This is a genomic window from Chitinophagaceae bacterium (assembly GCA_016699815.1).
In the GTDB taxonomy this organism is placed as follows: domain Bacteria; phylum Bacteroidota; class Bacteroidia; order Chitinophagales; family Chitinophagaceae; genus Ferruginibacter.
In genome coordinates, this window is record CP065012.1 from 658,562 (window position 1) to 685,032 (window position 26,471).

General features: G+C 37.0%; 30 protein-coding genes. 9 read left to right on the top strand and 21 right to left on the bottom strand.

The window, feature by feature from the left end; translation table 11 throughout:
• Position 1: 1 nt before the first annotated feature.
• From IPO46_02925 to rpmI, 3 genes are all read right to left on the bottom strand, one after another.
• Entirely contained in the window at positions 2–1,426 is a 1,425-nt protein-coding gene (locus IPO46_02925; GenBank protein ID QQS63569.1) for an arginine decarboxylase, read from the bottom strand.
• 115 nt (positions 1,427–1,541) lie between these two features.
• A complete protein-coding gene (gene rplT, locus IPO46_02930) occupies positions 1,542–1,886 on the bottom strand; it encodes a 50S ribosomal protein L20 (GenBank protein QQS63570.1) in 345 nt (114 codons plus the stop codon).
• A gap of 42 nt (positions 1,887–1,928) precedes the next feature.
• A complete protein-coding gene (gene rpmI / locus IPO46_02935; protein QQS64304.1) occupies positions 1,929–2,126 on the bottom strand; it encodes a 50S ribosomal protein L35 in 198 nt (65 codons plus the stop codon).
• A gap of 234 nt (positions 2,127–2,360) precedes the next feature.
• On the opposite strand from rpmI, the gene IPO46_02940 reads away from it, so the two are divergent.
• The gene (locus IPO46_02940; protein QQS63571.1) at positions 2,361–2,780 is read left to right on the top strand and encodes a CBS domain-containing protein; all 420 of its coding nucleotides are present in this window, start codon (positions 2,361–2,363) and stop codon (positions 2,778–2,780) included.
• 138 nt (positions 2,781–2,918) lie between these two features.
• On the opposite strand, the gene dinB is transcribed toward IPO46_02940, so the two are convergent.
• The 9 genes from dinB to IPO46_02985 form a co-directional block, all read right to left on the bottom strand.
• Positions 2,919–4,064, bottom strand: a complete 1,146-nt coding sequence (dinB, locus tag IPO46_02945) for a DNA polymerase IV (protein ID QQS63572.1) — start codon at positions 4,062–4,064, stop codon at positions 2,919–2,921.
• 36 nt (positions 4,065–4,100) lie between these two features.
• A complete protein-coding gene (locus IPO46_02950) occupies positions 4,101–4,616 on the bottom strand; it encodes a 16S rRNA processing protein RimM (GenBank protein ID QQS63573.1) in 516 nt (171 codons plus the stop codon).
• Between the two features lie 104 nt (positions 4,617–4,720).
• Positions 4,721–5,197 carry a 30S ribosomal protein S16 gene (rpsP, locus tag IPO46_02955; GenBank protein ID QQS63574.1) on the bottom strand — a complete coding sequence of 159 codons (477 nt, stop codon included), beginning with the start codon at positions 5,195–5,197 and terminating at the stop codon, positions 4,721–4,723.
• A gap of 132 nt (positions 5,198–5,329) precedes the next feature.
• Entirely contained in the window at positions 5,330–6,205 is an 876-nt protein-coding gene (locus IPO46_02960; protein ID QQS63575.1) for a hypothetical protein, read from the bottom strand.
• A 7-nt stretch (positions 6,206–6,212) separates the two neighbouring features.
• A complete protein-coding gene (locus tag IPO46_02965; protein QQS63576.1) occupies positions 6,213–7,040 on the bottom strand; it encodes a hypothetical protein in 828 nt (275 codons plus the stop codon).
• Positions 7,041–7,086: 46 nt separating this feature from the next.
• A complete protein-coding gene (locus IPO46_02970; GenBank protein QQS63577.1) occupies positions 7,087–8,466 on the bottom strand; it encodes an outer membrane beta-barrel protein in 1,380 nt (459 codons plus the stop codon).
• Positions 8,447–9,031 carry a sigma-70 family RNA polymerase sigma factor gene (locus IPO46_02975; GenBank protein QQS63578.1) on the bottom strand — a complete coding sequence of 195 codons (585 nt, stop codon included), beginning with the start codon at positions 9,029–9,031 and terminating at the stop codon, positions 8,447–8,449. Before IPO46_02975 ends, IPO46_02970 begins: the two co-directional genes overlap by 20 nt.
• Positions 9,032–9,167: 136 nt before the next feature.
• Entirely contained in the window at positions 9,168–10,493 is a 1,326-nt protein-coding gene (gene ffh, locus IPO46_02980; protein ID QQS63579.1) for a signal recognition particle protein, read from the bottom strand.
• Between the two features lie 67 nt (positions 10,494–10,560).
• On the bottom strand, positions 10,561–11,367 hold the full coding sequence (locus tag IPO46_02985; protein QQS63580.1) for a 2,3,4,5-tetrahydropyridine-2,6-dicarboxylate N-succinyltransferase: 807 nt from the start codon (positions 11,365–11,367) through the stop codon (positions 10,561–10,563).
• Between the two features lie 120 nt (positions 11,368–11,487).
• Here IPO46_02985 and IPO46_02990 point away from each other — a divergent pair, with 120 nt between their 5' ends.
• Together IPO46_02990 and IPO46_02995 are read left to right on the top strand one after the other, a co-directional pair.
• Positions 11,488–12,633 (top strand): glycosyltransferase family 4 protein, encoded by a 1,146-nt coding sequence (locus IPO46_02990; GenBank protein ID QQS63581.1) that lies wholly within the window; start codon positions 11,488–11,490, stop codon positions 12,631–12,633.
• Positions 12,630–13,202 carry a threonylcarbamoyl-AMP synthase gene (locus tag IPO46_02995; GenBank protein QQS63582.1) on the top strand — a complete coding sequence of 191 codons (573 nt, stop codon included), beginning with the start codon at positions 12,630–12,632 and terminating at the stop codon, positions 13,200–13,202. The genes IPO46_02990 and IPO46_02995 overlap by 4 nt, the downstream gene beginning before the upstream one ends.
• Here IPO46_02995 and IPO46_03000 read toward each other — a convergent pair.
• On the bottom strand, positions 13,199–13,780 hold the full coding sequence (locus IPO46_03000; GenBank protein ID QQS63583.1) for an outer membrane beta-barrel protein: 582 nt from the start codon (positions 13,778–13,780) through the stop codon (positions 13,199–13,201). The two genes, IPO46_02995 and IPO46_03000, sit on opposite strands and share 4 nt — an antisense overlap.
• A gap of 155 nt (positions 13,781–13,935) precedes the next feature.
• Between IPO46_03000 and IPO46_03005 the strand changes: the two genes are divergently transcribed.
• A complete protein-coding gene (locus IPO46_03005; GenBank protein QQS63584.1) occupies positions 13,936–14,478 on the top strand; it encodes a GNAT family N-acetyltransferase in 543 nt (180 codons plus the stop codon).
• Positions 14,479–14,511: 33 nt separating this feature from the next.
• Positions 14,512–15,213, top strand: coding sequence for a DUF2490 domain-containing protein (locus IPO46_03010; GenBank protein ID QQS63585.1), 702 nt, complete (start codon positions 14,512–14,514; stop codon positions 15,211–15,213).
• Between the two features lie 18 nt (positions 15,214–15,231).
• On the opposite strand, the gene IPO46_03015 is transcribed toward IPO46_03010, so the two are convergent.
• Positions 15,232–15,669, bottom strand: coding sequence for a DUF255 domain-containing protein (locus IPO46_03015; GenBank protein ID QQS63586.1), 438 nt, complete (start codon positions 15,667–15,669; stop codon positions 15,232–15,234).
• Positions 15,670–15,809: 140 nt separating this feature from the next.
• Here IPO46_03015 and IPO46_03020 point away from each other — a divergent pair, with 140 nt between their 5' ends.
• Both IPO46_03020 and IPO46_03025 read left to right on the top strand, forming a co-directional pair.
• On the top strand, positions 15,810–16,367 hold the full coding sequence (locus tag IPO46_03020) for a UbiX family flavin prenyltransferase (protein QQS63587.1): 558 nt from the start codon (positions 15,810–15,812) through the stop codon (positions 16,365–16,367).
• A 16-nt stretch (positions 16,368–16,383) separates the two neighbouring features.
• Entirely contained in the window at positions 16,384–16,611 is a 228-nt protein-coding gene (locus IPO46_03025) for a PLDc N-terminal domain-containing protein (GenBank protein QQS63588.1), read from the top strand.
• A 33-nt stretch (positions 16,612–16,644) separates the two neighbouring features.
• Here IPO46_03025 and IPO46_03030 read toward each other — a convergent pair whose 3' ends face one another.
• A complete protein-coding gene (locus IPO46_03030) occupies positions 16,645–17,307 on the bottom strand; it encodes an outer membrane lipoprotein carrier protein LolA (protein ID QQS63589.1) in 663 nt (220 codons plus the stop codon).
• 234 nt (positions 17,308–17,541) lie between these two features.
• On the opposite strand from IPO46_03030, the gene IPO46_03035 reads away from it, so the two are divergent.
• A complete protein-coding gene (locus IPO46_03035) occupies positions 17,542–18,738 on the top strand; it encodes a DUF4407 domain-containing protein (GenBank protein QQS63590.1) in 1,197 nt (398 codons plus the stop codon).
• Positions 18,739–19,382: 644 nt separating this feature from the next.
• Here the strand turns inward: IPO46_03035 and htpG are convergent.
• From htpG to IPO46_03065, 6 genes are all read right to left on the bottom strand, one after another.
• A complete protein-coding gene (gene htpG / locus IPO46_03040; protein QQS64305.1) occupies positions 19,383–21,203 on the bottom strand; it encodes a molecular chaperone HtpG in 1,821 nt (606 codons plus the stop codon).
• Between the two features lie 175 nt (positions 21,204–21,378).
• A complete protein-coding gene (miaA, locus tag IPO46_03045; protein QQS63591.1) occupies positions 21,379–22,278 on the bottom strand; it encodes a tRNA (adenosine(37)-N6)-dimethylallyltransferase MiaA in 900 nt (299 codons plus the stop codon).
• An 85-nt stretch (positions 22,279–22,363) separates the two neighbouring features.
• A complete protein-coding gene (locus IPO46_03050; protein QQS63592.1) occupies positions 22,364–22,945 on the bottom strand; it encodes a hypothetical protein in 582 nt (193 codons plus the stop codon).
• Positions 22,946–23,021: 76 nt separating this feature from the next.
• Entirely contained in the window at positions 23,022–23,540 is a 519-nt protein-coding gene (locus IPO46_03055) for an RNA methyltransferase (protein QQS64306.1), read from the bottom strand.
• Positions 23,541–23,565: 25 nt separating this feature from the next.
• Entirely contained in the window at positions 23,566–25,209 is a 1,644-nt protein-coding gene (locus IPO46_03060; GenBank protein QQS63593.1) for a CTP synthase, read from the bottom strand.
• A gap of 249 nt (positions 25,210–25,458) precedes the next feature.
• Positions 25,459–25,962 (bottom strand): DinB family protein, encoded by a 504-nt coding sequence (locus IPO46_03065; GenBank protein QQS63594.1) that lies wholly within the window; start codon positions 25,960–25,962, stop codon positions 25,459–25,461.
• Between the two features lie 40 nt (positions 25,963–26,002).
• On the opposite strand from IPO46_03065, the gene IPO46_03070 reads away from it, so the two are divergent.
• Positions 26,003–26,470, top strand: a complete 468-nt coding sequence (locus IPO46_03070) for a GNAT family N-acetyltransferase (GenBank protein ID QQS63595.1) — start codon at positions 26,003–26,005, stop codon at positions 26,468–26,470.
• Position 26,471: the final 1 nt, after the last annotated feature.

Below are 26,471 nucleotides of genomic sequence, written 5' to 3' on the forward strand. Positions count from 1 at the left end.
TCTAATATCCCAATATTTTAAGCATACTTTGGGCCGTTTGTTCTTTTGCATAAACCCAATCGGTAAGCTTTCCGTTTTTATCGAAATCTACAATTATATGCTTGGGTGATGGTATAAGGCAATGCTTTATGCCGCCATAGCCGCTAATTTGATCCTGGTAGGCGCCGGTATGAAAAAAGCCAACGTATAAGGGTTCTTTATTATTTTCCATATCGCCATTGGTATTATTTAATTTTGGCAGAAATACTTCATTGATATGTTCTTCGGAGTCGTAATAATCGTGGCCATCGCAGGTAATACCTCCTAAAACAACCCGCTGGTATTCATTATTCCATTTATTAATGGGGAGCATTAAAAATTTTTCACCAATGCCCCAGGTATCGGGTAGTGTGGTGATAAAAGAAGAATCTATCATATACCAGGTTTCCCTGTCGTTTTGCACTTTTTGGCCAATAACGCTGTAAATATGCGCCATGCTTTCGCCTACGGTGTAGCTGCCAAACTCTGTGAAAATATGCGGCATTTGTACCCTGGCTTTTTTGCATGCTTTTTTAATGGTACTTACAATTTCATTTATCATAAACTGGTAATCGTAATTAAATGCCAGTGAATGTTTAATGGGAAAGCCGCCGCCGATATTTATAGAATCCAACTCGGGACATATTTTTTTTAACTGGCAATAAAGGTTAATGCTTTTTTGCAGTTCGCTCCAGTAATAAATATCATCCTTTATGCCTTTATTGAGGAAGATGTGGAGCATTTTTAGTTGAAACTTATCTTCGTTGCCTTCTATTTCATCTACATAATATTCCAATACATCTTTTGCTTTTATACCAAGCCTGGATGTGTAAAACGGAAAAGTGGGTTCTTCTTCTGCAGCAATTCTGATACCCAGTTTAAAAGGCTCTTTGGTACGTATGCTGCGCTTATACATATTTAATTCCTCTTTGTTGTCCAATATGGGAATTACATTTCTAAAGCCGGTATTAATCAGCCGTGCAATTCTGCTGGTATAGTTTTTTTGCTTAAACCCATTACAAAGTATAAATATGTCCTTATTTATTTTTCGGCGCTTGTAAAGAGAATTGATGATTTCAATATCGTAAGCATAGGAAGTTTCCAGGTGGATATTGTGCTTTATGGCTTCTTCCAAAACAAAACTAAAATGGGAGCTTTTGGTGCAATAGCAATAATTATATTTTCCTTCGTATTTATTTTTTTTAATAGCATCGGCAAACATTTTTTTGGCCTTATTGATTTGCCAGCCGATTTTGGGCAAAAAACTCATTTTTAAAGGGGTGCCATATTTATCTATCAACAGCTTTAAATCAATGTTATTAAACTGTAAATAATTATCTTTTACTTTCAAATCATCCTGGGGGAAATTAAAGGTTTGCTGTACCAGGTCGTTATAAGTATTATTCATTCCTTTGAATGGTTAAAAATTATTTTAAGAAAGAAAACAGCCGCAAATATAATTGATTAAAATAAAAAACCGCCCCTGCTTTCGAAAGGACGGCTACCAGTTGGTTTGGGTAAAATTATTTAAGCGAATTTACCAGCGCCTTAAAGGCTTCGGGTTCATTCATAGCAAGATCGGCAAGCACCTTACGGTTTAAGTCGATTTCTTTTGCGTTTAATTTAAAAATAAGTTCGCTGTATGTAATTCCCTGCTCTCTTGCTGCGGCATTTATACGGGCAATCCAAAGGGCACGGTACTCCCGCTTTTTATTTTTACGGCCTACATAACTGTAAGTAAGCCCTTTTTCCATAACGTTTTTAGCAACGGTATAAACATTTTTACGTTTGCCATAATAACCTTTGGCGGCTTTGAGTACCCTTTTACGGCGGGCCTTGCTGGCTACGGCATTTACTGAACGTGGCATATTTTAATTTTTTTAAAGTTAAAGATTGAGTTTTCCTGGGGCTTACTTCATACAAAGTAAACGTTTTACAAAATGCAAATTGGCATCGGCCACAACACCGTCCTTACGCATATTGCGTTTGCGCTTGGTAGATTTTTTTGTAAGAATGTGGCGTTTGAAAGCTTTTTGGAAAGTGATTTTACCTCCACCGGTAACTTTAAAGCGCTTTTTTGCGCTACTGTTGGTTTTAACCTTTGGCATTACATAACTTTTGATCGTTACTCCCTGCTGGCGTTCCGAACAGACGGACACTTTTTGGGCCATGTGGGAAATGTTTATTCCTGAAAGATTGCTCTTTTTTGGGCGGCAAAGATAAGGGTTTTAGGTTATAAAATACAGCGGTAATGAGAATTTTAGGTAAAAAACGATGTTTTTGGAAAATATCGTTTGAATTCACCTAAATTATTGTAAACTTTAGCGTTAAATTACACTGATATGAATAGAAAATCAAAAGTATCTGAAATAATGGCTGAGAAACTTATAGTTGCCGACAGCCATAATAGTTTTACCCAAATTATGGATTTTTTCACCCGCAGCAAAATCCATCACCTGCCCATTACACAAAATAATAAAATTATTGGCATTGTGAGTTTAAGCGATGTTATCCGTTACCTGGGCCGTGTATTGGAAGAAGGTAAAACTACCTCTATATCAGAAATTAGTAGTGGTTTTTCTTTGGATAGTGTGATGACCAAAAACCCTTATTGTTTAAAAACAACAGATACTATTGAATCTGCATTTGAAGAAATTTCAAAAGGTGGCTTTCATGCACTGCCCATTATAAAAGATGATGAAACACTGGTAGGTATTGTAACAGCAATTGACCTGGTAAGATGGTATGACCAGATGATGTAAATTTTAAGTGCTTATTTTTTTTGATTGCCTGTTTCTATTGGGCGTACAATTTATTTGCGTTTTATAAAATTATAGGTTATTAAATTGAATGGGAATATTCATTGCAATTCCTGTAAGCAGGATAAGTTAATGAAGAATTTAATTAGACGAAGCCCTTTTTAGCGAATACTTCCCAAATTTTTTCTTTACCTCATCAATAGCTTTATATAATTCGCCCTTTGATTTTGTGCTATCAAATAAATTGGCTTGGGTGGCATTATTGGTAAAGCTGCTAAGTTTTACGCCAAGCAGCCTTACCGGTTCGCTTTTTTTATAAAACCGTTTAAACAACTCTTTTACTACAGGTATAAAGGCATCATCTGCATGGGAAGGGTCAATTGTAGCTTGGCGTGTAAAAGTTTCAAAGCTGGGAAACCTTACTTTAATAGCCACGCAGCCTGCCAGCTTTCCATCCTGCCTTAATTCAAAACACACTTTTTCGGTAAGCCTTACCAGCTCTGCATTTAAAAATTTTACATCGGTAATATTTTCATCAAATGTATTTTCACTGGAAATAGATTTAGCTTCATGGTAAGGTTGCACTTTTGAAAAATGCAGGCCTTGTGATTTTTCCCAAAGGTCGGCGCCCCATTTTCCTAAAATATTTTCCAGTTCTATCTTGCCGGTTTCAAATGCATTTTGAATTGTGCTGATGCCATAGCTATTCAACAATTTTTCTGTTTGCAATCCCACGCCTGGTATTTCTCCAATTTTTAATGGTGCTAAAAACTCTTTCTCTGTACCATAAGGAATATGCAGGTAACCATTGGGCTTTGCAAGGTTGGTGGCAATTTTAGCCATCATTTTATTAGCGGATAAGCCAAAAGAAATGGGGAGACCTGTTTTTTCTATTATGCTATTGCGTAAGGCAATCGTCCATTCAAAAGGGTTAAAGAATTTGTCCATCCCGGTTAGGTCAATATAAAATTCATCAACCGATGCTTTTTCAAACAAAGGCGCTTCGGCTTTAATAATATCGGTTACCCATCTTGAATAATTACCGTAAGCAGCATAATTGCCTTTAAGAAAAATTGCCTGCGGACAAAGTTGCCTGGCTTTTTGTACCGGCATAGCAGAATGGATACCAAATTTTCGGGCTTCGTAGCTGCAAGCAGATACCACACCTCTATCCTGCCCACCTACAATTACAGGTTTGCCTTTTAACTGTGGGTTGTTAATTACCTCTACGGAAACAAAAAAAGAATCGAGGTCGAAATGGGCGATAATGCGTTGTTGCCTGCTCAAAAAATATGGTATGTTTTGCAGTGTTAAATTTAAGCATTACTCATAAATTTCCAGCAGGCCAGGTGGGAGTGTTACATACACTTTTCTTGCTGCGTTATCTACCTTTATTAAATTATGCTCATGAACAGGAATATAAGCATGGTTTTTTTTATACAGGATGCTGCAAAGCAATTGATGGGGCTGTTCTATTACTTCGGTTATTTCCCCCAGGCTGTTCTTACCGTCGAATAATGTAAACCCCAGCATAGAAATAGGCGCTGCTTTAGCGGCAAATTTTTTGAAATCGTTTTCGGCAAGCCATACTTCTTTTGAAGTAATTTTTTTGGCGGTTTCCTTTGAGTGGATTCCTTCCAGCTTTACTAAAATTTCTTCATCGTTTTTTGCCACAGCATTTTCAATAAAATATGGTAAAAAGCTGTTTTTGCCTTCTTCTAAAAACAGTGTTTTTAAACCTTTTAATGCAGTTTTTTTACCAAGCTTATGCGCAAGCAGTAATTCACCAGCAAGGCCGTAACTGGACACAAATTTCCCTATTTTAAAGTATTGCAACATAAGATGGCCTGCAAATTAATAAATTTTGAAACCGGAATTTCAATAAAAAAAATCCTCCCAGTACAAAACAGGGAGGATAATGATTTGATGAAACAAACAAAATATTATTCTTCTGTTTTTGCTTCTTCAGAGGCTTCAGGAGCCGGACTTTCGGCCGCAGGCACATCTTTCACCTTTTTTACAAAGGGTACATTGCGTTTATCCTGGCGTACCTTTTTGTGGTTTGCCTGGCGCAAAGCCATTTGTGCATCATGCTCTGTACTCCATTTAGTAAATTTTTCCATAGCAGTGGCCTCATCAAACAAGCCAAGGCTTACCCCACGCAACAAATGCTTTAAATAAAGTACGCCCTTGTATGAAAGGATACGGCGAACTGTATCGGTGGGTTGCGCACCTTTCTGCAACCAATCCAACGCCTTTTGGCGATCAATTTGTACGGTAGCAGGAACGGTAAGTGGGTTGTAGGAACCTAGTTTTTGAATAAATTTACCATCTCGTGGACTACGGGCATCCGCAATTACGATGAAATAGAATGGTCTCTTTTTTGAGCCATGCCTTTGCAATCTCATTTTAACAGCCATAAAAAATAGAAATTTTCTTGGTTGTGAATAAATAGGGTTTACTTTCCTTAAAAAAGGAGAACAAAGATAATGAGCAGGATACTATTTACCAAACAAATCATTTGTATGAAAGAAAATAATATTTTAACTTGTTTAATAGCTATTTTTTCTTATATGAAATAAGCGGCTTAAGTTAAAGCCAAAGCGGATATCTCCATTAAAAAACCTACCATAGGTTTCGTATAAAAAAGCCCTTTCGTTCATACCGGTTGCATTGGAAAAGTGGAGTTGAAAAATATGGCCTCCGGTTTCTAAATCTATTCCTACTCCTAATGGGTAATGGCTTATTGAACTGAGGCCTTTTAAAATATGCTGGTAATCCAGGGTTAAAGATGTTCTGCGGCTTATTTTATATTTTAAGCCAATGCCCGGTGCGGTAATATTTCTTGCTTCTCCATTAAGTGGCGCATTACTGTGTACAAATACCTGGCTTATTTGACCGGAAAATTTGTTGCTGAATTTTCTTGCGGCAATTACCTGAAGATAATAGGAAAACCGGTCGGCTGCAGAAGGCTTTGGAGTAGCAAAGCTTTTTTCTGCCCAAACTGTACTGCCTGCAACCAAAACCAACGATAAAGGCATTGTTTTTTGCCCGGATGTTTGTTGCAAAATCCTCCATTTAATAAAACCATCCAGTTCTTTTCGATAGGTGCTTCGGCCAATTCCTAAACTAATGTTATCGGTTAATCCATAATTAAAACCCAGGTGCATAGAAGCTTCATCCAGGCCAAACAACTCTTTTATACCTTTATTTACATATCCAAAGCGATGCAGTATTCTCACATCCAATTGCGATTTACGGAGCATATCAACAGAATGAGAAAGTATAACCTTTGTTGATTTAAATGTGGCAAAAACTTTAGCAGTTTCAAATGTAGTTATTTCTTTATCGGTAATGGCCTGCTTTTGCTGTGCCGATACCATCATAGAGAAAATATAACCACAAAAAACAAACGTAATTTTTTTCATAACTGCATTAATCTGTAAGTCTTCCACCGGCATTTATCCAATCGGTAATAATTTGTTTTTCGGAAGCGGATAAAGTAGGTCCGCCCTGAGGCATATCTCCAACTACAACAGCCCTGTTATTAATGAGGTTTTTATTGGCCACAACAGTACAGTTTACTGTCCAGTCCTTACCGGCAGCAGGCGAAGGGCCACTATGGCAACCGATACATTTTGCATTGAGTAATGTGCGCACAGCAGAAAATTTTGTACCCGGGCTTCCTGAAATTACCGATACGGTTTGTGAGTTTTCGCATCCGCCTGCATCTTTTACAAATACAGTATAGCTGCCTTCGGCAAGATTGTTAAAAGTATTTGCACTGCCATAGGTTCCTGCAGCGCCCAGCTTATATTGAAAACCTGTGCTTCCTGTTGCAGTAACGGTAATTGCTCCATCGGAACTGCCGCAGCCACTGGTTACAGATGGTACAGCATTAATGGTAAACCCGGTTCCGGTTGCTGTTACATTTGCTGGTTGTGATTTTTCGCAACCTGCAGCGTCTTTGGCAAATACGGTATATGTACCTGCTGACAATCCGTTAAAAATTCCTGAAGACTGGTAAGTTCCTGAAGCATTTAATTTAAACTGGAAACCGCTGCTACCTGTTGCTGTTACGGTAATGCTTCCATTGGGTGCGCCGCAGCCTACTGAAGCTGAAGGTGTGGCGGTAATTACAATGGTTTTGCCTGCGCAAGGGTCGGGATTAGGATCGTTGCCGCCTTTGCTACAAGAAGTTAACTGGCTGCCGGCCGTTATAAAAACAACCATTAAGGTTGCCCAAAGTTTAATTTTATACATACAAGCTGTTTCCTGCTTATACGAACAATTGAATAATTTGGTTGCCTTAGTTTTTCTTTTGTGGTTTGAATTTTAGTCCAATTAAAATTTCGGAGGAGAATAATTTTATTTGTCCTTCGCCAACTCCGGCCATGGGTATGGCAAGGCCGGGCTGAACAAAAATTGAAAAATTACTCTTGAACTTTCTTTCCACGCCTACATCAATCCTAAGTACAGAAAACAAATGCTTGTTGCCATTATATGATGCCTTTGCATGGTGCAGAGTATTGTAATAAATATAATCGTAAGCATACTCTTCCTTTTTCATAATAAAAGAAGAAATACCAGTGCCTGCAAAAATTTGCCAGTTATTTTTTGTTGAAAAATCATAGCGAACAGAAACGGGTATTTCATATACCAGGCAATTTGCATCAACTCTTTTAATGTCAACTGTACCCCAATAGCTGCCGGGCTTTGCCTTATAGTCTTTTTTACCGGCAATATATTTTTTAGTTCCTTTAAAAAAACCAGCCTGTATGCTTACCCTTTTGCTCAAATAATACCCTGCAGAAAAGCCTGCCCGAAAACTAAATTTATTTAACCCGGGAAATTTCACACCGCTGCCTTCGGCTCCTGAGAGCAATGAAAAATAAAATTTTGAAGCTTTTGTTTTTGGGGCAGGAGTTTCTTTTTTGCTTATTGGCAAAGAATCGTTCTCATAGATTCTTATTGAATCTATGGTTAATTCTCTTTGCTTATGGGCGCTATCTGTGCCTGATTGCGGTTCCTCTTTGGGCAAATTATTGTTTGCTGTTTTCTGGTAATTTTCAGAAGCGGCATTAAATGATTCTTCATCCTCATAATTTTGCAGGTCTTTATTTTCGGTGTTTTCTGTACCTGCATTTGTAATGCTGGTATTTAATTTTTCTTTTACCTTTTTAGAATGTGTTGATTTGGAATAGTTGTTATCGCTATTTGTTAAGCGAATATTTCCAATACTTTCTTTATTGGCTGAATTGGCTTGGAGCTTTATTGTGCGTTCTTTTTGATTTATTGCAAAAATTTTATTTTTTACATTACTTTCCGTGCTTACTATATTCGTTGAAGGTATTGCATCCTTTACCGTTGCATCAGAAAAAGAATCCAGGAGTGGCTGAGCTACATTTGCGTTTAAGTTTTTGTTTGTGTCAGTTGATATTGCTGTGATCATTTGACGGTAGGCTTTAGTTGAAGTTGAGCCTTTTTTGAAATAGAAATACCCTACAGTGGCAATACCAATCGTTAAAGGCAGCAACCAAAACCACCATACAAATGGCCGTTTATGATCATCGGTTTCATTGAGCAATTTTTCCATTTGCGTCCATGCCTGTTCATCAAAAATCGGCTCCCAATTTTGGGCAGCAGTTTTTATTTTCTCTTCTACCTGGTTATATGGCTTTTTGTTCATAATAATTAAAATCTGATTCTTTCAACATCTTTTGAATATTCATCCTGGCTTTTGCCAGGTTTGATTTTGAAGTGCCTACTGAAATTTTAAGTTGTGCCGCAATTTCTTCATGTTTAAACCCATCCATTACATACAGGTTAAAAACCGTTCGGTAAACCGGTGAAAGCTTTTGAATAATGGCAAGTATTTCTTTAAACTGCAGGTGATCTACAGAGCTTGCAGTTTCCTGGGCCATATCAAAATGTTGAGGGGGAACTTCTGCTAAAACAAAATTTTTATTTTGTTTACGGAGATGGTCAATAGCCGTATTGATCATAATACGTTTCATCCAGCCTTTTAAATCGGCCTCATAATTGGAATGTTTGGGGTTAAAACGGCCAAGCGAACGATAAATTTTTAGAAACCCGTCGTTTATTATGAGGTTTACATCGTCATCATTATTACAATAGCGTACACAAATAGCTGCCGCATAGCCATAGTAGCGTAAATAAAAGGCTCTTTGGCTACCTCGGTTGTTGTTGATGCAACCCTGGATAATATCAAATAAGTTGCCTTGTAACGGCAATGTATTATGGGCTTTAAAGATTTATAATTACCAAACGGGCATCTTTTGAAATGGGTTGCCTTTTATTAAAAAAAATCTTTTTACCTCATTAAAGAACAATAATTTGAGATTTGTACTGGAAGAACAGATTCATTAATTACCTGCGGCCAATGCCCGGCATACCCTTACCTGCCGGCATTTTATTCATCATTTTCATCATGCTTTTCATTTGCTCGAATTGTTTTAAAAACTGGTTGAGTTCTGCTAAGTCTTTTCCGCTGCCTTTTGCAATACGTTGTTTACGGGAAGGGCTGATAATATCGGGGTTGCGGCGTTCCTGCAAGGTCATACTGTTTATCATGGCCTCTATACCTTTAAATGAATTATCATTTACATCTACATCTTTTATTTGTTTGCCTACGCCGGGTATCATTCCCATAAGGTCTTTGATATTACCCATTTTTTTTATTTGCTGTAACTGTGTTTTAAAGTCTTCAAAGTCAAATTGGTTTTTACGGATCTTTTTTTCCAGTTTTGCTGCTTCGGCTTCATCAAACTGTGCCTGGGCTTTTTCAACCAGGCTTACAATATCACCCATACCCAAAATACGCTGTGCCATCCTTTCGGGATAAAACACATCCAGTGTATCCAGCTTTTCGCCATTGCTGGTAAATTTTATGGGTTTATTTACCGTATGCCTAATGGAGAGTGCTGCACCACCTCTTGTATCGCCATCCAGTTTGGTAAGCACTACTCCGCTAAAATTTAAACGCTCGTTAAAAGCTGCAGCGGTATTCACAGCATCTTGCCCGGTCATACTATCTACCACAAATAATATTTCATTTGGGTTTACGGCTGCTTTAATATTGGCTACCTCGGTCATCATGGCTTCATCAACGGCAAGCCGGCCTGCAGTATCTATAATGATGACATTTTTATTTTTTGCTTTAGCTTCTTTAATGGCATTTTGGGCTATGAGCACTGCATCTTTAGTTTCCCTTTCCGTATACACATCCACGTTAATTTGCGCTCCTAAAACCTCCAACTGGTCCATTGCTGCAGGCCGGTAAATATCTGCGGCAACCAGCAACGGAGATTTGCCTTTTGCCGTTTTTAAATAATTGGCCAGCTTGCCGCTAAAAGTAGTTTTACCGCTACCCTGTAAACCGGCAATTAAAATTACTGCCGGGTTCCCTGAAACATCAAACCCCGTTTCTGTACCGCCCATTAATTCGGTAAGCTCATCCTGAACAATTTTTATCATTTGCTGACCGGGATTTACTGCCAGCAAAACCTTACTGCCAATGGCTTTATCTTTTACCCTGTCGGTAAATTCTTTGGCTATTTTATAATTCACATCTGCATCTACCAATGCTCGCCTGATGTCTTTTACAGTATTGGCAATATTAAGCTCTGTAATTCTGCCCTGGCCTTTTATATTTTTAAAAGCCGAATCTAACTTTTCACTAAGTGAATTGAACATATAGTTATTTCAATAAATGAAGCGCAAAGATACTGTATTTGCATTTTTAAATTAATGCTTTTGCTATTTAGCAGCTCACATTAAAATCCCGTAAAGCATCATTGAGGCTGGTTTTGAGGTTGGTAGATTCTTTACGCTTGCCAATTATTAAAGCGCAGCCAACAGCATATTCCCCGGCTGGGAATTTTTTATTATATGTTCCCGGAATTACTACGCTTCTCGATGGAACGAGCCCTTTTGTTTCAACAGGTACTTTACCCGTAACATCTATTATTTTTGTGGACTGAGTAAGCACTACATTAGCGCCTAAAACAGCTTCTTTTTCCACTCTTACGCCTTCTACAATAATGCAACGGCTGCCAATAAAACAGCCATCTTCTACAATTACAGGGCTTGCTTGCAACGGTTCAAGCACACCACCAATACCCACGCCGCCACTCAGGTGTACGTTTTTGCCAATTTGGGCACAACTGCCTACGGTTGCCCAGGTATCTACCAAGGTACCTTCATCTACATAAGCGCCAATATTTACATACGATGGCATAAGCACAACATTTTTTGCAAGATAAGCGCCATAGCGTGCAACAGCATGTGGTACTGCCCTCACACCAAGTGACTGGTAATTTTTTTTCAACAACATTTTATCGTAAAATTCAAAAGGCGGTAAATCCCATGTGTGCATTTGCTGCACCCCAAAATAAAGCAATATGGCCTGCTTTACCCATTCGTTTACCTGCCAGCCGTTTTTCATTGGCTCGGCAGTACGCAAGCGGCCTTTGTCCACCTCCTCAATTACCGCTCTTACTGCTGCTGTATATTTATCTTCTTTCAGCAATTCCCTGTTTTCCCAAGCCTCTTGTATGAGTATTTTCATGTTATAAATTTTTTGCGAAATTAATTATTCAATTTTAAAAATAAGAAATTAGGTTAGCGTAGATATTAAATACAAAAAACATAGCATTTAATACATATTGCAGCGCTTATCTTTGCTTGTATGAACATTGGTTTTGATGCAAAAAGGGCTTTTCATAATACTACGGGCCTCGGCCATTACAGCCGAACGCTTATAGCATCATTGGCCAAATTTTATCCCCAGCACCAATATTTTTTATTTAATCCCAAACCATCAGGTTTAATTTCATTTAAAGAGGAAAATACCAGAGAAATTTTACCGGAAGGTTTTTTCAATAACCTATTTTCTTCTGCCTGGCGCAGTAGAAATGTTACGAAAGATTTAGAAAAATTAAAAATAAATATTTATCATGGCCTAAGCCAGGAAATACCTTTTGGCATTAATGCTACAAAAATAAAAACTGTGGTAACCATACATGATTTAATTCACGAACGCTATCCACATCAGTTTAACCCTGTTGATGTAAAGATTTATACTAAAAAATACCGCCATGCCTGTACGCATGCACAAGCCATTATTGCCATTAGCAACCAAACAAAAAAAGATTTAATAGATTTTTATAAAGTACCAGAAGAAAAAATTACCGTTTGTTACCAAAGCTGTAACCCTGTATTTAGCCATACCTTACCGGAGGAAGCAATACAAAGAGTGAAAATAAAGTATGGCTTGCCCGAAAAATTTTTACTCTCCGTTGGCTCCATAATTGAAAGAAAAAATTTGATGAATGTTTGCAAAGCTTTGTTACTATTACGCAATGAATGCCCGCTACCGCTGGTAATAATTGGTGAAGGCAATTGTTATAAGCAAAAAGTAGAAAAATTTATTACAGAAAATAAATTGGAAAGCCGTATTATTTTTCTTTCGCAGCGTGTTGCGGCCCAAAGTAAAGATTTTAAATCATCCCAAGATTTTCCGGCTATATACCAAGCTGCAACTGCCATGGTATATCCATCCTATTTTGAAGGCTTTGGCATACCCGTTTTGGAAGCTTTGTGGAGCCGGTTGCCTGTAATTACTTCAAATACCAGCAGCATGCCTGAAGCAGGCGGAGATGGCGCATTTTTAATAGATCCCGCCAAGCCGCAGGAAATTGCTGAAGCAATCTTAAAAATATACAGTGACCCAAACTTTACGGAAAGCATGAAAACAAAGGGCTGGCAATATGCCCAACGCTTTACTGTACAAAATTGTGCCGCATCTGTAATGGATGTTTACACCCAATTATGAAATTATATCAACACGATATTGAACAATGCCTGGACATATTACAGAAAGGTGGATTGATTTTATACCCAACAGATACTGTATGGGGAATTGGATGCGATGCACAAAACAAAGGAGCAGTTGAAAAAATTTTCAACCTAAAAAAGAGAAACGAGAAAAAAAGTATGATTGTTTTAATTGCTGATGAAAGTGAAATTACGCAATTTACCAATGAAGCTTTCCCCACAGTATTTGATTTTATAAAAGGGGTACATAAACCGGTTACCGTTGTTTACCCCAAAGCCAAAAATCTTGCACCCAATTTATTAAATGCAGATGGTAGTATTGCCATTAGGATTGTAAAAAAAGGTTTTGCCAAAGATCTGTTGAAAAAATTTGGCAAACCCATTGTGAGCACTTCTGCCAATTTAAGCGGTTACCCTGCGCCGGGAAATTTTTACGACGTTGATATTGCCATTAAAAAAGGCGTAAGTTATGTGGTGGAGTTTTCTCGTGATGTTCAGAAAATAGCTTCTCCAAGTACGGTAGTAACCGTTGATGCAAAAGGCAAAATTATTATATTAAGGCCTTAAAAAGTAAGCCCAAGGCCCAATTGAACCGTTTGGCTTTTCCATTTTTCCTGGTTGTCAATATCGTTAAGGTTGGTAAGGCCAACGGCATACCTGCCGTAAATCCTAATTTTAGAAATATTAATTTGCAAACCGCCCAGCATACTGAAATCGCCATTTTTAAAAGCTTGTTGCCCGTTTTCCAAAAGGTTTTTATCGGCGCTCCTTAAAATGCTGTACTGTGGGCCAACTTGTAATACCATAAAAGGATTGGGCTTAAAGGTGAGCAATAATGGAATGCGGATGTATTGCAACTTTGCTTTGGAAATATTTTCAAATTTATAAATGCTGCTAAAAGAAGAACCGGTATCAATATTAACCGAGCTAAACAATACTTCGGGCTGTATCCCAAATTTTTGTGTAATACCAATTTCAAAAGCTCCGCCCAAATGGTAGCCATAAGCAAACTCCTGGCTAAATGTTTTTCCACTCAGCTTCTGAATATCGGTTCCGGTCCTAATACCTATTTTAAAACCCTGGGCATTTGCGGTTGAAAAACCAAATGCTAATATCAGCATAAAGGGGATTAACTTTAATTTCATTGTATGGATATTTTAAATTTATAAAATAAAATTCGTTAATTTTTCAATACTTCGACCAGTAAAGATTGATAAATTTGTTAACGAAAAGTTGTTTTGCACATTTTTTTTCACAATGTGGAAAGGTTTTTTTCTTAAGAAGTATAAAAAAAATATTGATGCGTCAAGGTGATTTTAACTGGCAACCTGATTGCCTGCAAAACGAAACAGTAATTTTAAGTGCGGTTCAGCAAAAAGATTTTGAAGCCTTGTACCATGTTGCTGCAGACCCTGAAATTTGGGAACAACACCCGGATCAGGACAGGTACAAGAAGGAAGTATTCCGCAATTATTTCAACAGCGCACTCGCTTCTCAATCTGCTTTTTTGATAAGAGAAAAAAAATCCGGCAAAATTATTGGCAGCACACGCTATTACGAATTTAATGCCTCCAAATCCTCCATTGCAATTGGCTATACTTTTTTAGCAAAACAATTTTGGGGAGGAAGTACAAATAAAGCCGTTAAGCAATTGTTACTTGATTATGCATTTAAAAAGGTTGAGAAAGTTTTCTTTCATATTGGAGCCAGTAACATACGTTCGCAGACCGCCATACTAAAGATTGGTGCAAAAAAAGTACGGGAATATACCATAACACAAAATGGCAATTTAGAGAACCATTTTGAGTATGCTATAGAAAAAAAAGATTGGCACAAAGGATAAACTAAATTACAATTGGACTAAATTGTAACCATTATGAAATATTTTTTTGCATGGGTTATTGTAAGTCTCTTTTACTTAAATGCGTTTGCCCAAAAATCACATTTTGGGAGCTGGACAATAGTAAATACACAACTTTCATTTGTGAATAAATGGGCCATATTTGGAGAATTGCAACTAAGGTCACAATCGTTTTTTAATAATTATTTTTATTATGAGGCTAAAGGTGGGATTGAATATACACTCAGCAAAAAATTTAAGTTTGCATTGGGCGTAGGTAATTTTGGCACTTACACCAATGGAGGAAATTTTGAAAAACCCAAAACAATTGATGAGTTACGCATTTGGGAACAAGCCGTAATGAGCCATCAATTAAAAGCCCTAAAGCTTGAGCAGCGCTTACGGGTAGAACAAAGAATATATTCAGGTGCCGATTACCGTAACCGCTTTCGCTACAGACTTGCATTAACCGTTCCTTTAAACAACAAAAATGGAAAGTCGGGAAACTTATATTTCACCTGCTTTGAAGAAATATTTTTTACTGATAAAGCGCCACATTTTAGCAGGAGCAGGTTTTTATTTGGGCCGGGATATACCTTTAATAAATATGTTACTTTGCAGCCAGCTTATGTTTATCAATACGATATTTCGAAAAACAGCAAACAGGGCAAACATTTCTTACAGGTTTCGTTACTGCTAAAAATAAACCCGGGTAACCCATTAATTTCTTCTAAGTAAAATCAAAAAAAAGCAGCTTTACCATTCTTTTTTCAACGCTTTTTCAAACTCAATAAAAGATTGCTTTTCGTTTGCATTGCTCCCAAAATATTTTAGTGGCGCTTCCATTTCACTGGGTATCATATAACCAGAAATTACTGCAGGCGGTGCCTCGGGCTTACTTAATAAGATAGTAGAAGGGAAACCTAACTCATACCCTGCCAGTTTTTTTGCAAGCTCGTGTATTTTTTCTTTTTTATTGTAGGCATAATCTTTTCCTAAAAATGATAAGGTAGCTTTTGATTCTGCATTAAATTTTACAGCGTAAAAATTTTTATTAATATATGCAACTACATTTTCGTTAGTGTAAGTTTTCTTGTCCATCACCTTGCACCATCCGCACCAGGAGGTGTACATGTCTATAAGAATGGGCCTGGGTTCTTTTGCATAAGCCTCTTGCATTTCTTTAAAATCCATCCATTTCACTTTTGGTGGGGGCTATTAGTAAAAGAAAATACAACTGATAAAATTAGTATGAGGGAAACCGGTTTCCTAAGTTTTTGCATAAAAATAAAATTTTGTAGCTTAGTCTAAATTAAGGGTTAAACGGATATCACATGCAAAAAATTGTTATAGCTATTACCGGCGCAAGCGGTTCGGTGTATTCCAGGCAATTATTAACAAAATTACAGTGTTTAAATAGCCTTCACTATGAAATTTCCGTAGTAGTTACCGACAACGCAAAGCAGGTATGGCAAACAGAGTTAGATGAAGAATTTAAGGTTCCCATGGGCATCAAACATTATGCAACTAATGATTTTACTGCTCCATTTGCTTCAGGATCGGGGCAGTACCATACCCTAATTATTTGCCCTTGCAGCATGGGCACATTAGGAAGAATTGCCAATGGTATTTCCAATGATTTAATTACAAGAGCTGCTGATGTAATCTTAAAAGAAAAAAGAAGATTGATTTGTGTTGCCAGAGAAACGCCTTATAACTTAATACACATCCGCAATATGGAAACCATTACACTTGCTGGTGGTATTATTTGCCCGGCCACACCATCTTTTTACAGCCACCCAAAAAATATTGATGAAGTTGCAGCCACTGTTGTTGACCGGGTTTTAGACCTTGCAGGCTTGCCTGTAAACAGTTTTAGGTGGGGGAATTAATTTTAACTCAAACAAAATGATCTTATTAAATTTCGTTTTTGTTCATTTTTTATATGCTTTAATTGTAGCTGCCGAATTTTTTATTTTAGTATTTGGCTGTTATAAAGTTTTCAAAAATCAAAATTTAAAGCCACACCGTAAAGCCTTTTGGGTTTTTGTAATTTTGTTCGGTTCGCTTATAGGTATAATGGCTTACTTTTCTACAGAGGGCAATTTAAAACATAAAAAAAACCGGCAATATTAAACTGCCGGTAAAATAAATATTTTCACTAAATTACTATCTTAAATCTATCACTTCCACTCCGGGATATTTTTTGGCATCAAAAACAAATGTTGCATCTGCAATTACCACATTGGGCTTAAAGCTGCTTGTACTATATGTATAGCGACTACCATTTTTTTCAAATATTTTTGTAGTGTTTATTGCGCTTTTATCTACATACAGTAAAACTTTAAAAAAAGGCTTGGTTTTATCTACAGGTGTTAATTCCACTTCTTTCATTTTTTTACCGTTTAGGGTTGCCACGCCATTTAGTTTATACAAAAAATCTTTATCGTAAAAATTAGTAAATAATTTTTGAGGGGTTAATGAGCCGGATGAAGGATCAATTTTAGTAATGGTAACTTCATTATCCTCTTTACTAAAAGTCCAAACATTGGAGCCATCGGAAAATATCTCCTGGTCGGGAAGGCTTACCCTGTATTTTGAACCTTTCATAAAAACAGAGCCCGATTTTGCGCCCATGCTTTTGCCCGATCCATTTTCTACTTTAAGCACAAACTTTGCCTGTACGGTTTTATACGTTCTGAATTTTGAACTTACATCATCCAATACTTTTTTGGCTTCCGGGTCGTTGCTGCCCAAGCCTTTTGAAGATTGTGCTTGCGTACCCAAAAACAAGGAAAAAATAAGTGTCAGGCATAAGTTAAATTTCTTCATAATGTAAAAATATCAATTTAAAACCATTTAAAAAGTGGGCAAAGATAAGCATTTGATGAATTTGCAGAACCCAGGTTTAAACCTTGTTCCCGTCAATCTGTTAATTTATTGTTTATTTATATTAAATATACAAAATTGAGGTATTAAGGTATAGAAAAGATATTATTTTGCATTTGCTTCATACTCAACTCTCCTATTGCAGACATTTACCTGTAACAACTAATTTTTAAATTAATGGAAAAAAATATTGCACTTACCCAAAGGGAGAGTTATACACCATCCTTATTCACCGAATTTTTATGGTGGCTTTCCACCGCAGAAAAAGAAATACTCATTGACGCTGAAATTGACCGTAACCGCTATAAAATTATTGGGATGAGCGTACTCGCCACCTGGCTTTTTGCCACTCTTGCCTGGGCATATTTTTTCAGTATCGTTGTTTCTTCATTTACCATTTCTATATTCCTGGGTTTTTTTATGGGTTTTATCATACTCACTATAGATCGCACACTCATAAAAGGGATCACCAAAACCAATAAACATAAATTTCTTCCACTCCTATTTCGTGGGTTGATGGCGCTTACCATTGGTTTTTTTATGGCACAGCCCGCCATACTTTATATGTTCAATAAAGAAATAAAATTGCAAACTTCGCTTGATAATGAACAAAAGAAAATTAGTAAGCGCCATGAGTTGGATACGCTATATGCCTATCAATTAGCAACATTGCAAACTCAAAAAAATTCGTTGCAACAAACTTTGACCCAAAAATATGATGAAGTACAAAAGGCCAGGGAAAATTTCCTTGCCGAATCGGATGGAAGCGGCGGAACCGGTAAAGTGGGTATTAAAGATATTGCTTTGGCAAAAAAAGCAGAATATGAAAAACTAGATGCCGAATACCAGCTCATGGCAAAAAATATTTTACCTAAAATTGATAGTTCAGATGCCACTGTTAAAAAAATAAATAATGCAATAATTGCCGAAGAGGCTGTATTTGCAGGCTATTTTAATGATGGGTTCCTTACCCGTATTGAGGCATTAAATAACCTCATTAAGAATAACAATGCACTGCAAATGCGCTATTACCTTATTGTATGCATCCTTATGCTTATAGAACTTATGCCGGTAATTGCAAAAACCATATTGCCCGTGGGCAGCTACGATGAAAAAGTGACGCTTAGGGAAGAAATGGAAAGAGAAGTAGCCAGGGGCAATATAAAACAGGAGCAGCAATTAAAAGAATATTATAATCAAATGGCTTTTGAAAACAATAAAGAAACCATAAACATTTTTTTTACCATTACCCAAAAAGATAAAGTAGAAAAAATAAAAGCTTACAGCCAAAAATGGAAAGATGAAAACCACCAGGCATTTGACGGGCTTTGGGAAAAAATTAAAAAAGCGATTGTTGCAAAGCAGGAAAATTAGGCGGGTATTATCTCCTTTTACCCAAGCGATAATTATTTTTCCCACAGGCTAAAGAAAATAATTTATACGCTAAATTTACTTTAGCCAATCAATATAAAACAAAAGCCGCTATGCAACCCGGGCTTCCATTTAAATATCCATCCGTTCGCAAAAAGCTGTAAGCCTAACTGGATGCCAAAATCCATTTTTTTAGAAACTGGATGTGGATATGGCTGATTTTCTTATGCAGGATGTACAATGCCTGTAAGCCAAGAAAAAATTTTTTGCAAAACTACATATTGCATTCTGCAAGTTCCTGCAGGATGGTATCAAGTAACTTGAACTCTATAAAGGGTTTTGCAATAGATGTACCTGTTTTCAAATAGGCTTTCGCTTTGTTGAGGAAAACAGCCGCAATTTTATGGACATTTTATTTGTACTTAAAAAATGGAAAAAATTACGGATGTGTATGAATATCATAATTTTTACATTACAGAAGATATGCCGGGTTGTATGGAAAGGATAGTTATTTAATAAAGGCATTTATGATTTTGATTATGCTGAAGAAATTTTTTGAATTTTGACTCAAGCATTCACGCTGTAGTTTTTCAATAAAAATAAAGCCGGTTAAAATTAACCGGCTACTTAATTTATTGCTTTCTGTATTATTTATGTTCCATTAAGTCCACGCTCCTGCTAATAAAATCGGTGAGGTTTTTACCATTCAATAATCCCTGGGAGAGCAAGGCCAGGTCTGCAAGATTTTTTACCAGTTTTTCCTGCTTTACAATATCTGTTTCCAAAAGGATATTTTTAAAAATTCCATGGTTGCCATTTATTGTAAGGTTCACTTCATCGGGCATTTGCGCATAAAATGCTGCCATCCCACCACCTAAAGCCGCCATATCTTTCATGCGGCGCATTTGCTCGGGTCTTGTTGCGATTACCGGCGGCGTTTCGGGGTTTAGGCCTTTTACTTCTACCTGTAAATGCAGGTTTTCGCCGGGCTGTTCAAAAAGTTTTTTTAGTTTTTCAGCATCGTCTTTGCTTAAAACACTTTCGGCTGCATCAATTTTATCTACCAGGTTGTCTGCAATATCAGCATCTACACGGGTAAAAACTACATCGCTCCATTTTATTTCCATACTATTAATAAATGCTGCATCCACCAGGGTTTCCATTTTTATTACAAGATAGCCTTTTGCATTGGCCTGTTGTATATAAGCATCCTGTTGTATGGGGTTGGTGCTGTATAAAATCACATGCTTGCCTTCTTTGTTTTTTTGCTGTGTTTCTGTTGCAACTTTATATTCATCCATGGTATAAAATTTTCCGGATGTATCCTGCATAATAAAAAACTTGCTGGCTTTTTCAAGAAATTTATCATCCGTCATCATACCATATTTTACAAATAAGCCCAGGCTTTCCCATTTTTCTTCAAAAGAATTTCTTTCTCTATTAAAAATTTCTTCCAGCTTATCGGCAACTTTTTTGGTAATGTGTGCATTTATTTTTTTCACATTGGGGTCGCCCTGCAAATAGCTACGGCTCACATTTAATGGAATATCCGGACTGTCTATAACACCATGCAGCAACATCAAAAACTCAGGTACAATATCTTTTACTTCATCGGTTACAAAAACCTGGTTGCTGTACAACTGTATTTTATCTTTTTGGATTTCGAAATTCTGCTTAATTTTTGGGAAATACAAAATACCGGTGAGGTTAAACGGATAATCTACATTGAGATGTATCCAAAACAAAGGCGTTTCACTAAATGGATAAAGCTCTTTATAAAAATTTTCGTAATCTTCCTTTTTTAATTCAGCGGGCTTTTTTATCCATGCCGGGGCGGTATTGTTAATTTGCTTGTCTTCAAAAAAAACAGGAACCGGCAAAAATTTACAAAATCTATCCAGGGTTTGTTTCACTTTATAAGCATCTAAAAATTCTTTGCTGTCTTCGTTTAAATGCATTACAATAGAAGTTCCCCTTTCGTTTTTTTCGGTTTCTTCAATGGTATATTCCGGGCTGCCATCACACTCCCATCTTACGGCTGCAGCATTTTCTTTAAATGATTTTGTGAATACTTCTACCTTTTCGCTCACCATAAATGCACTGTAAAAGCCCAGCCCAAAATGTCCAATAATATTGGCTTCGCTTTGGCCCTTATATTTTTCCAAAAATTCTTCGGCGCTGCTAAACGCTACCTGGTTGAGGTATTTATCTACTTCTTCGGCCGTCATACCAATCCCGTTGTCGGAAATAGTTACCGTTTTTTTCTCTGCATCAATTTTAACATCAATCCGCAGGTCGCCAAGGTCGCCTTTTACTTCGCCAATTGATGATAATGTTTTAAGTTTTTGCGAAGCATCTACGGCATTACTTACCAGTTCCCGTATAAAAATATCATGTTCGCTGTATAAAAATTTTTTTATTATGGGAAAAATATTTTCCGTTTGAACCCTTATGTTTCCCTTTTGCATAGTTGTGTCCATATAATATTTAGAATGTTTAATGAATAGTAAGTGGCTTTCAAAAAAAATGCCATTGCCACAATTTCAAAGATTTCTGCCAAGATGCCCGAAAATATTGAAGAAATAATACTTTTTAAGCCGAATAGCCTGTTTTGCCGTTTTAAACTACTTAAAATAAAAAATTTTAATATTTTATTTGCTCCTGCAGCAATGCAATTATTTCTTGAGCAGAAGGGTTGCAAAATTGTATTTGAGGCTCTTTTTTAAACCAGGTAATTTGCCTCTTGGCATAATTTCTTGTATGCTGTTTAATTAATTCAACGGCACGGTTTTTGGAAATTTTTCCATCAAAATATTCAAAAAATTCCTGGTAACCTACCGTTTGCAGGGCATTTAAATTCTTGTAGGCATATAAAGCCCTTGCTTCATCTTCAAGCCCTTGCTTTATCATTTCATCTACCCTGTTATTGATACGGGAATAAAGCAAGGGCCTGTTCATTTGCAAACCAATTTTTATACATTGAAAATTTCGGTTTTTTATTATGCCGGATTGAAAGTCCAAAATAGATTTTCCTGTGGACAATTTTACTTCAAGGGCACGCAGGGAGCGTTGTGGGTTATTTATCTCCCCAGATAAATAGTACGCCGGGTCTTGTATTTTAATTTCATTCAAAAGCCAATTTATTCCCTTATCTGAATAGAGAGCCAAAATTTTTTTCCTGGTTTCGTTATTGATAGGCGGAATTTCATCCATGCCATGCGTAAAGGCCCGTATATACAAGCCGGTGCCACCCACCATAATGGCCACATTATTTTTAAGAAAAATTTTTTCTGCAGCTGCCATTGCGTATTGCTCAAAACCGGCAGCAGTTACCTGGTCAAAAATAGAATGAGAATTGATAAAATAATGCTGAACATTATTAAGTTGCTCACCGGTGGGCTTGGCTACGCCTATATCCAGTTCTTTATAACATTGGCGGCTGTCGGCAGAAATAATTTCAGTAAAAAAATGGCTGGCTAACTCAATGGCAAGCGCCGTTTTACCTATAGCTGTTGGGCCGCAAATAATGATGCAATACTTCAACTCAAAAAATAGAAAAAATTATGGTGTATAATATACCCGGTTTATATTTTATTTGAAAATAGTGAAAAATAAAACCCGGCAGCAATTAATATCCGTCATTGCTTTCATTTCCTTCGCCGGCAAGTTCATCCGTATCACTTTCAGTTTCTGCATCGCTTTCGCCTTCGCTGCCAAAATTATCATTGAGGGCTTCGGGTTGCAGGTCGTATTTTTCTTCCATTTCTGCAAGGCGCTTATCTACCAGGCCCTTGGTACCATATTGAGAAGGCGCTAAACCTTCGATGCGTACACAACAGGGATAAATAAGTTTTGGGCTTTCTTCTTTTTCCACCTGTATCAGTTCTACCCTAAAATGCCAGTATTTATTAAAGTCGTATTCGTATACAAATTTTTGATTGGGCGATTTAATTTCATCGCCTATAATGGTATCTGCCATTAAAAGCGGGGCAACAACATAAGGTTTTTCATATTCTTCAAGGCTAATTTCCCGGCCAAACTGCCAGCCATCGTTGCTGCGGTAAAAGGTGGCTTTGTGTTTATTGTCAAATTCAAAACTTTTTAAGATAACATCATGCAAATCTAAAAAATTTTGAGTATGCTTTACCGCTACATCTCTGTAAACGCTTTCATCTTCTTCCCAATAAATCCTAAACCTTAAAATTGCCATGTTGTAAAGATAGGAGAAAAAGGGCAAGTATATTTTAGGGCAAAAACCTTTTAAATATATTTTTACTAACAGGCGTTTATACTTTTACAAATTTCTTTGTGAGCTCCCATAAAACCACGCCTGCAGCGGTTGCAATATTGAGGGAATGTTTCATTCCCATTTGCGGTATTTCTAAACAACCGTCACAAATACTTATAGTAGATTGTTCCACACCGCTTACTTCGTTGCCAAAAACCACGGCAACTTTTTCATTTTCTGAAAACCGGATATGGTTGAGTTTAAGGCTATTAACTACCTGCTCCACAGCATATACTTTATAACCCTCTATTTTTAATTGTTCAATAGCTTCTGCCGAAGTTTTAAAATAATGCCAGGTTACAGTATCTTCTGCGCCAAGCGCTGTTTTTTTAATTTCTTTATGCGGTGGCCTGCAAGTATAGCCTATGATATAAACTGCTTGTAGCAAAAATGCATCGGCTGTTCTAAAAACACTGCCCACATTATAGGCACTGCGTATATTTTCCAAAACTGCAATAACGGGATTTTTATTGGCTTGTTTAAACTCCTGCACCGTTTTGCGGTTCAGTTCATCCATCTTAAGTTTTTTTGCTTCGGGCATTTTAATCTTTACTTAATACAGATGATCCCAAATCTTCTTTTTGGGCTGCATATTCTTTTGCGGCTTTTATAAACCCAACAAACAAAGGATGTGGTTTCTCTACTGTACTTTTTAATTCGGGGTGGTATTGAACACCTATAAAAAAAGGATGAGCAGGGATTTCTACAATTTCCACAAGGTCTGTTTGCGGATTTTTTCCACTGGCAATCATACCTGCTTTTTCAAAATCGGCCAGGTATTTATTATTAAATTCCCAACGGTGGCGGTGCCTTTCGGTAATAGAAGTAGCAGCATAAACCTTAGCTGCCAGTGAATTTTGGGCTATTTCGCAAGGGTAAGCGCCTAAGCGCATGGTACCACCTTTGTTCTTAATTTGCTTTTGCGCTTCCATTAAATCTATAACCGGGTAAGTTGTGGCGGTTTCCATTTCGGTACTGTGTGCATCGGTCCATCCCAATATATTACGAGCATATTCAATTACCGCCATTTGCATTCCCAGGCAAATTCCAAAAAATGGCAAATCGTTTTCCCTTGCATATTTTACAGCAGTAATTTTTCCTTCTACTCCCCTGCTGCCAAAACCCGGTGCTACTAAAAGGCCATCGAGGTCTTTTAATTTTTCTGCAACATTATTGTGGTTTATATATTCACTGTGTACATTCACTACCTGCACTTTGCATTGGTTTAAGGCGCCGGCGTGAACAAAAGCTTCTAAAATAGATTTATAGGCATCCTGCAGTTCCAGGTATTTACCTATTAACCCAATTTTTACTTTTGATTTTGGATTGTGGAGTTTTGCCAGGAAACCACGCCACAGGGCAAGGTCTGGCGCAGCATAGCCATTTAATTGCAACTGTTTAAGAGCAATAATATCTAATCCTTCTTCCAGCATTTTTAGTGGCACTTCATAAATGGAGCTGGCATCTGCCGATTCAATTACTGCATTGGGTTTTACATTGCAAAAAAGCGCAATTTTCCTTTTAATGTCTGCCGATAAAGGATGCTCGGTACGGCATACAATAATATCGGGGTGTACGCCCTCCTGGCTAAGCATGCGCACGCTATGCTGTGTAGGCTTGGTTTTTAATTCTTTTGCCGCTTTAAGGTAAGGAATAAGTGTAAGGTGAACCACAAGACAATCTTCCTCTGGAAGCTCCCATTGAATTTGCCTTACGGCTTCAATAAATGGAAGGCTTTCAATATCGCCTACCGTACCGCCTATTTCGGTAATTACTATTTCATATTCGCCCGATGTGCCCAATAGCAACATACGCCGCTTTATTTCGTCGGTAATATGTGGTACTACCTGAACGGTTTTTCCCAGGTAAGCGCCTTCTCTTTCTTTATTAATTACGGTTTGATAAATGCGGCCTGTTGTAACATTATTTGCCTGTGAGGTTGGGCTGTTTAAAAACCTTTCATAATGGCCAAGGTCCAGGTCGGTTTCTGCACCATCGTCGGTTACATAACATTCGCCATGTTCGTATGGGTTTAAAGTTCCTGGATCTACATTTATATAAGGATCAAATTTTTGAATGGTAACTTTTAAGCCACGGCTTTGCAACAACTTTGCCAGCGAAGCTGCAATAATTCCTTTACCCAGTGAAGATGTAACACCTCCTGTAACAAAAATATACTTTGCCATAAAAAAAATATAAAAAGCTTCGCACTGGCAACCCAAACAAATTTTGTAAAAAACCAATTAATTAAAGCATTGCCGAATGCAAAACTCAAAATAGTTCCAATAAATTTTGATATTCAAGAAAATTGCCTTATAAATCAAGACCAAGGGGCATGAAAAAACACCCTAGAGGTCATGCAAAGATATAAGATTTTTAATAGTAAAAAAATTGGGTAAATAAAATGAAAGAAAATTCAGTAATTAGTGAAAAATTTATTGAATATGAGCATCCTGGCGTGTAAAAACAATAAAATCTGTTGCAGGGAGCCCTGAGATTCCCGCAAGGTGAAACAGTGTAATTAACTGGCCACGGTGATAGGTTTGGTGATTAAAAAGATGCTGTAAAAGCTGCCAGAGTGGCTGGCAAAACTTTTCACTCTTAAGGCTGGTATAATCTAAGTTTTTTTGTAATTCATTCTCATTGCAGTACTTTATTAAATCTATCCATAATTGAGAACAATTAAGCCAACTGTAATTAAGCTGTTGGATTGTTGTATCCAGGGAAATTGCCGGTATATTTTCTATTGGGGATATTTTAATTCTTTTATACCATAAATTTTCTGCAAAACATAAATGCTGCACTGTTTCCAAAATACTTTTAAAGCTTGAAGGAAATTGCTGATTAAGGATATTTTCCGGTAACTCATTTAAAATATCTGCAATTCTTTTATTGGCCCAAAGATTATATTCTGCATATTGCAAGAGTAAATTTTTCATGCTACATTATTTTTCAAAGCAAAAATAAACATTACCTGTAATGAATATTAAAATTCGGCCGGCAACAAAAGCAGATTGTCCGGCAATGATGAAATTAATTAAAGAGCTAGCACTTTTTGAAAAAGCGCCAGATGAAGTAACGGTAAGTATGGAGCAGTTTATTGAAGGAGGCTTTGGGCCTACGCCTGTTTGGTGGGCTTATGTTGCAACATTTACAACTGTTGATGAAAATGAATATATTTCAGGTTTTGCTTTATATTATATCCGCTATAGCACCTGGAAAGGGCAACGGATGTATTTAGAAGATATTTTAGTAACAGAAAAAATGCGGGGTAAAGGAATAGGTAAATTACTTATGGATACACTTATTAAAGTAGCCAAAAACAAGAACTATACGGGAATTACCTGGCAGGTTTTGGACTGGAATAAGCCTGCCATAGATTTTTACAAAAAATATAATGCCCATTTTGATGCAGAATGGGTGAATTGCTCCATAGAAATCAAATAGT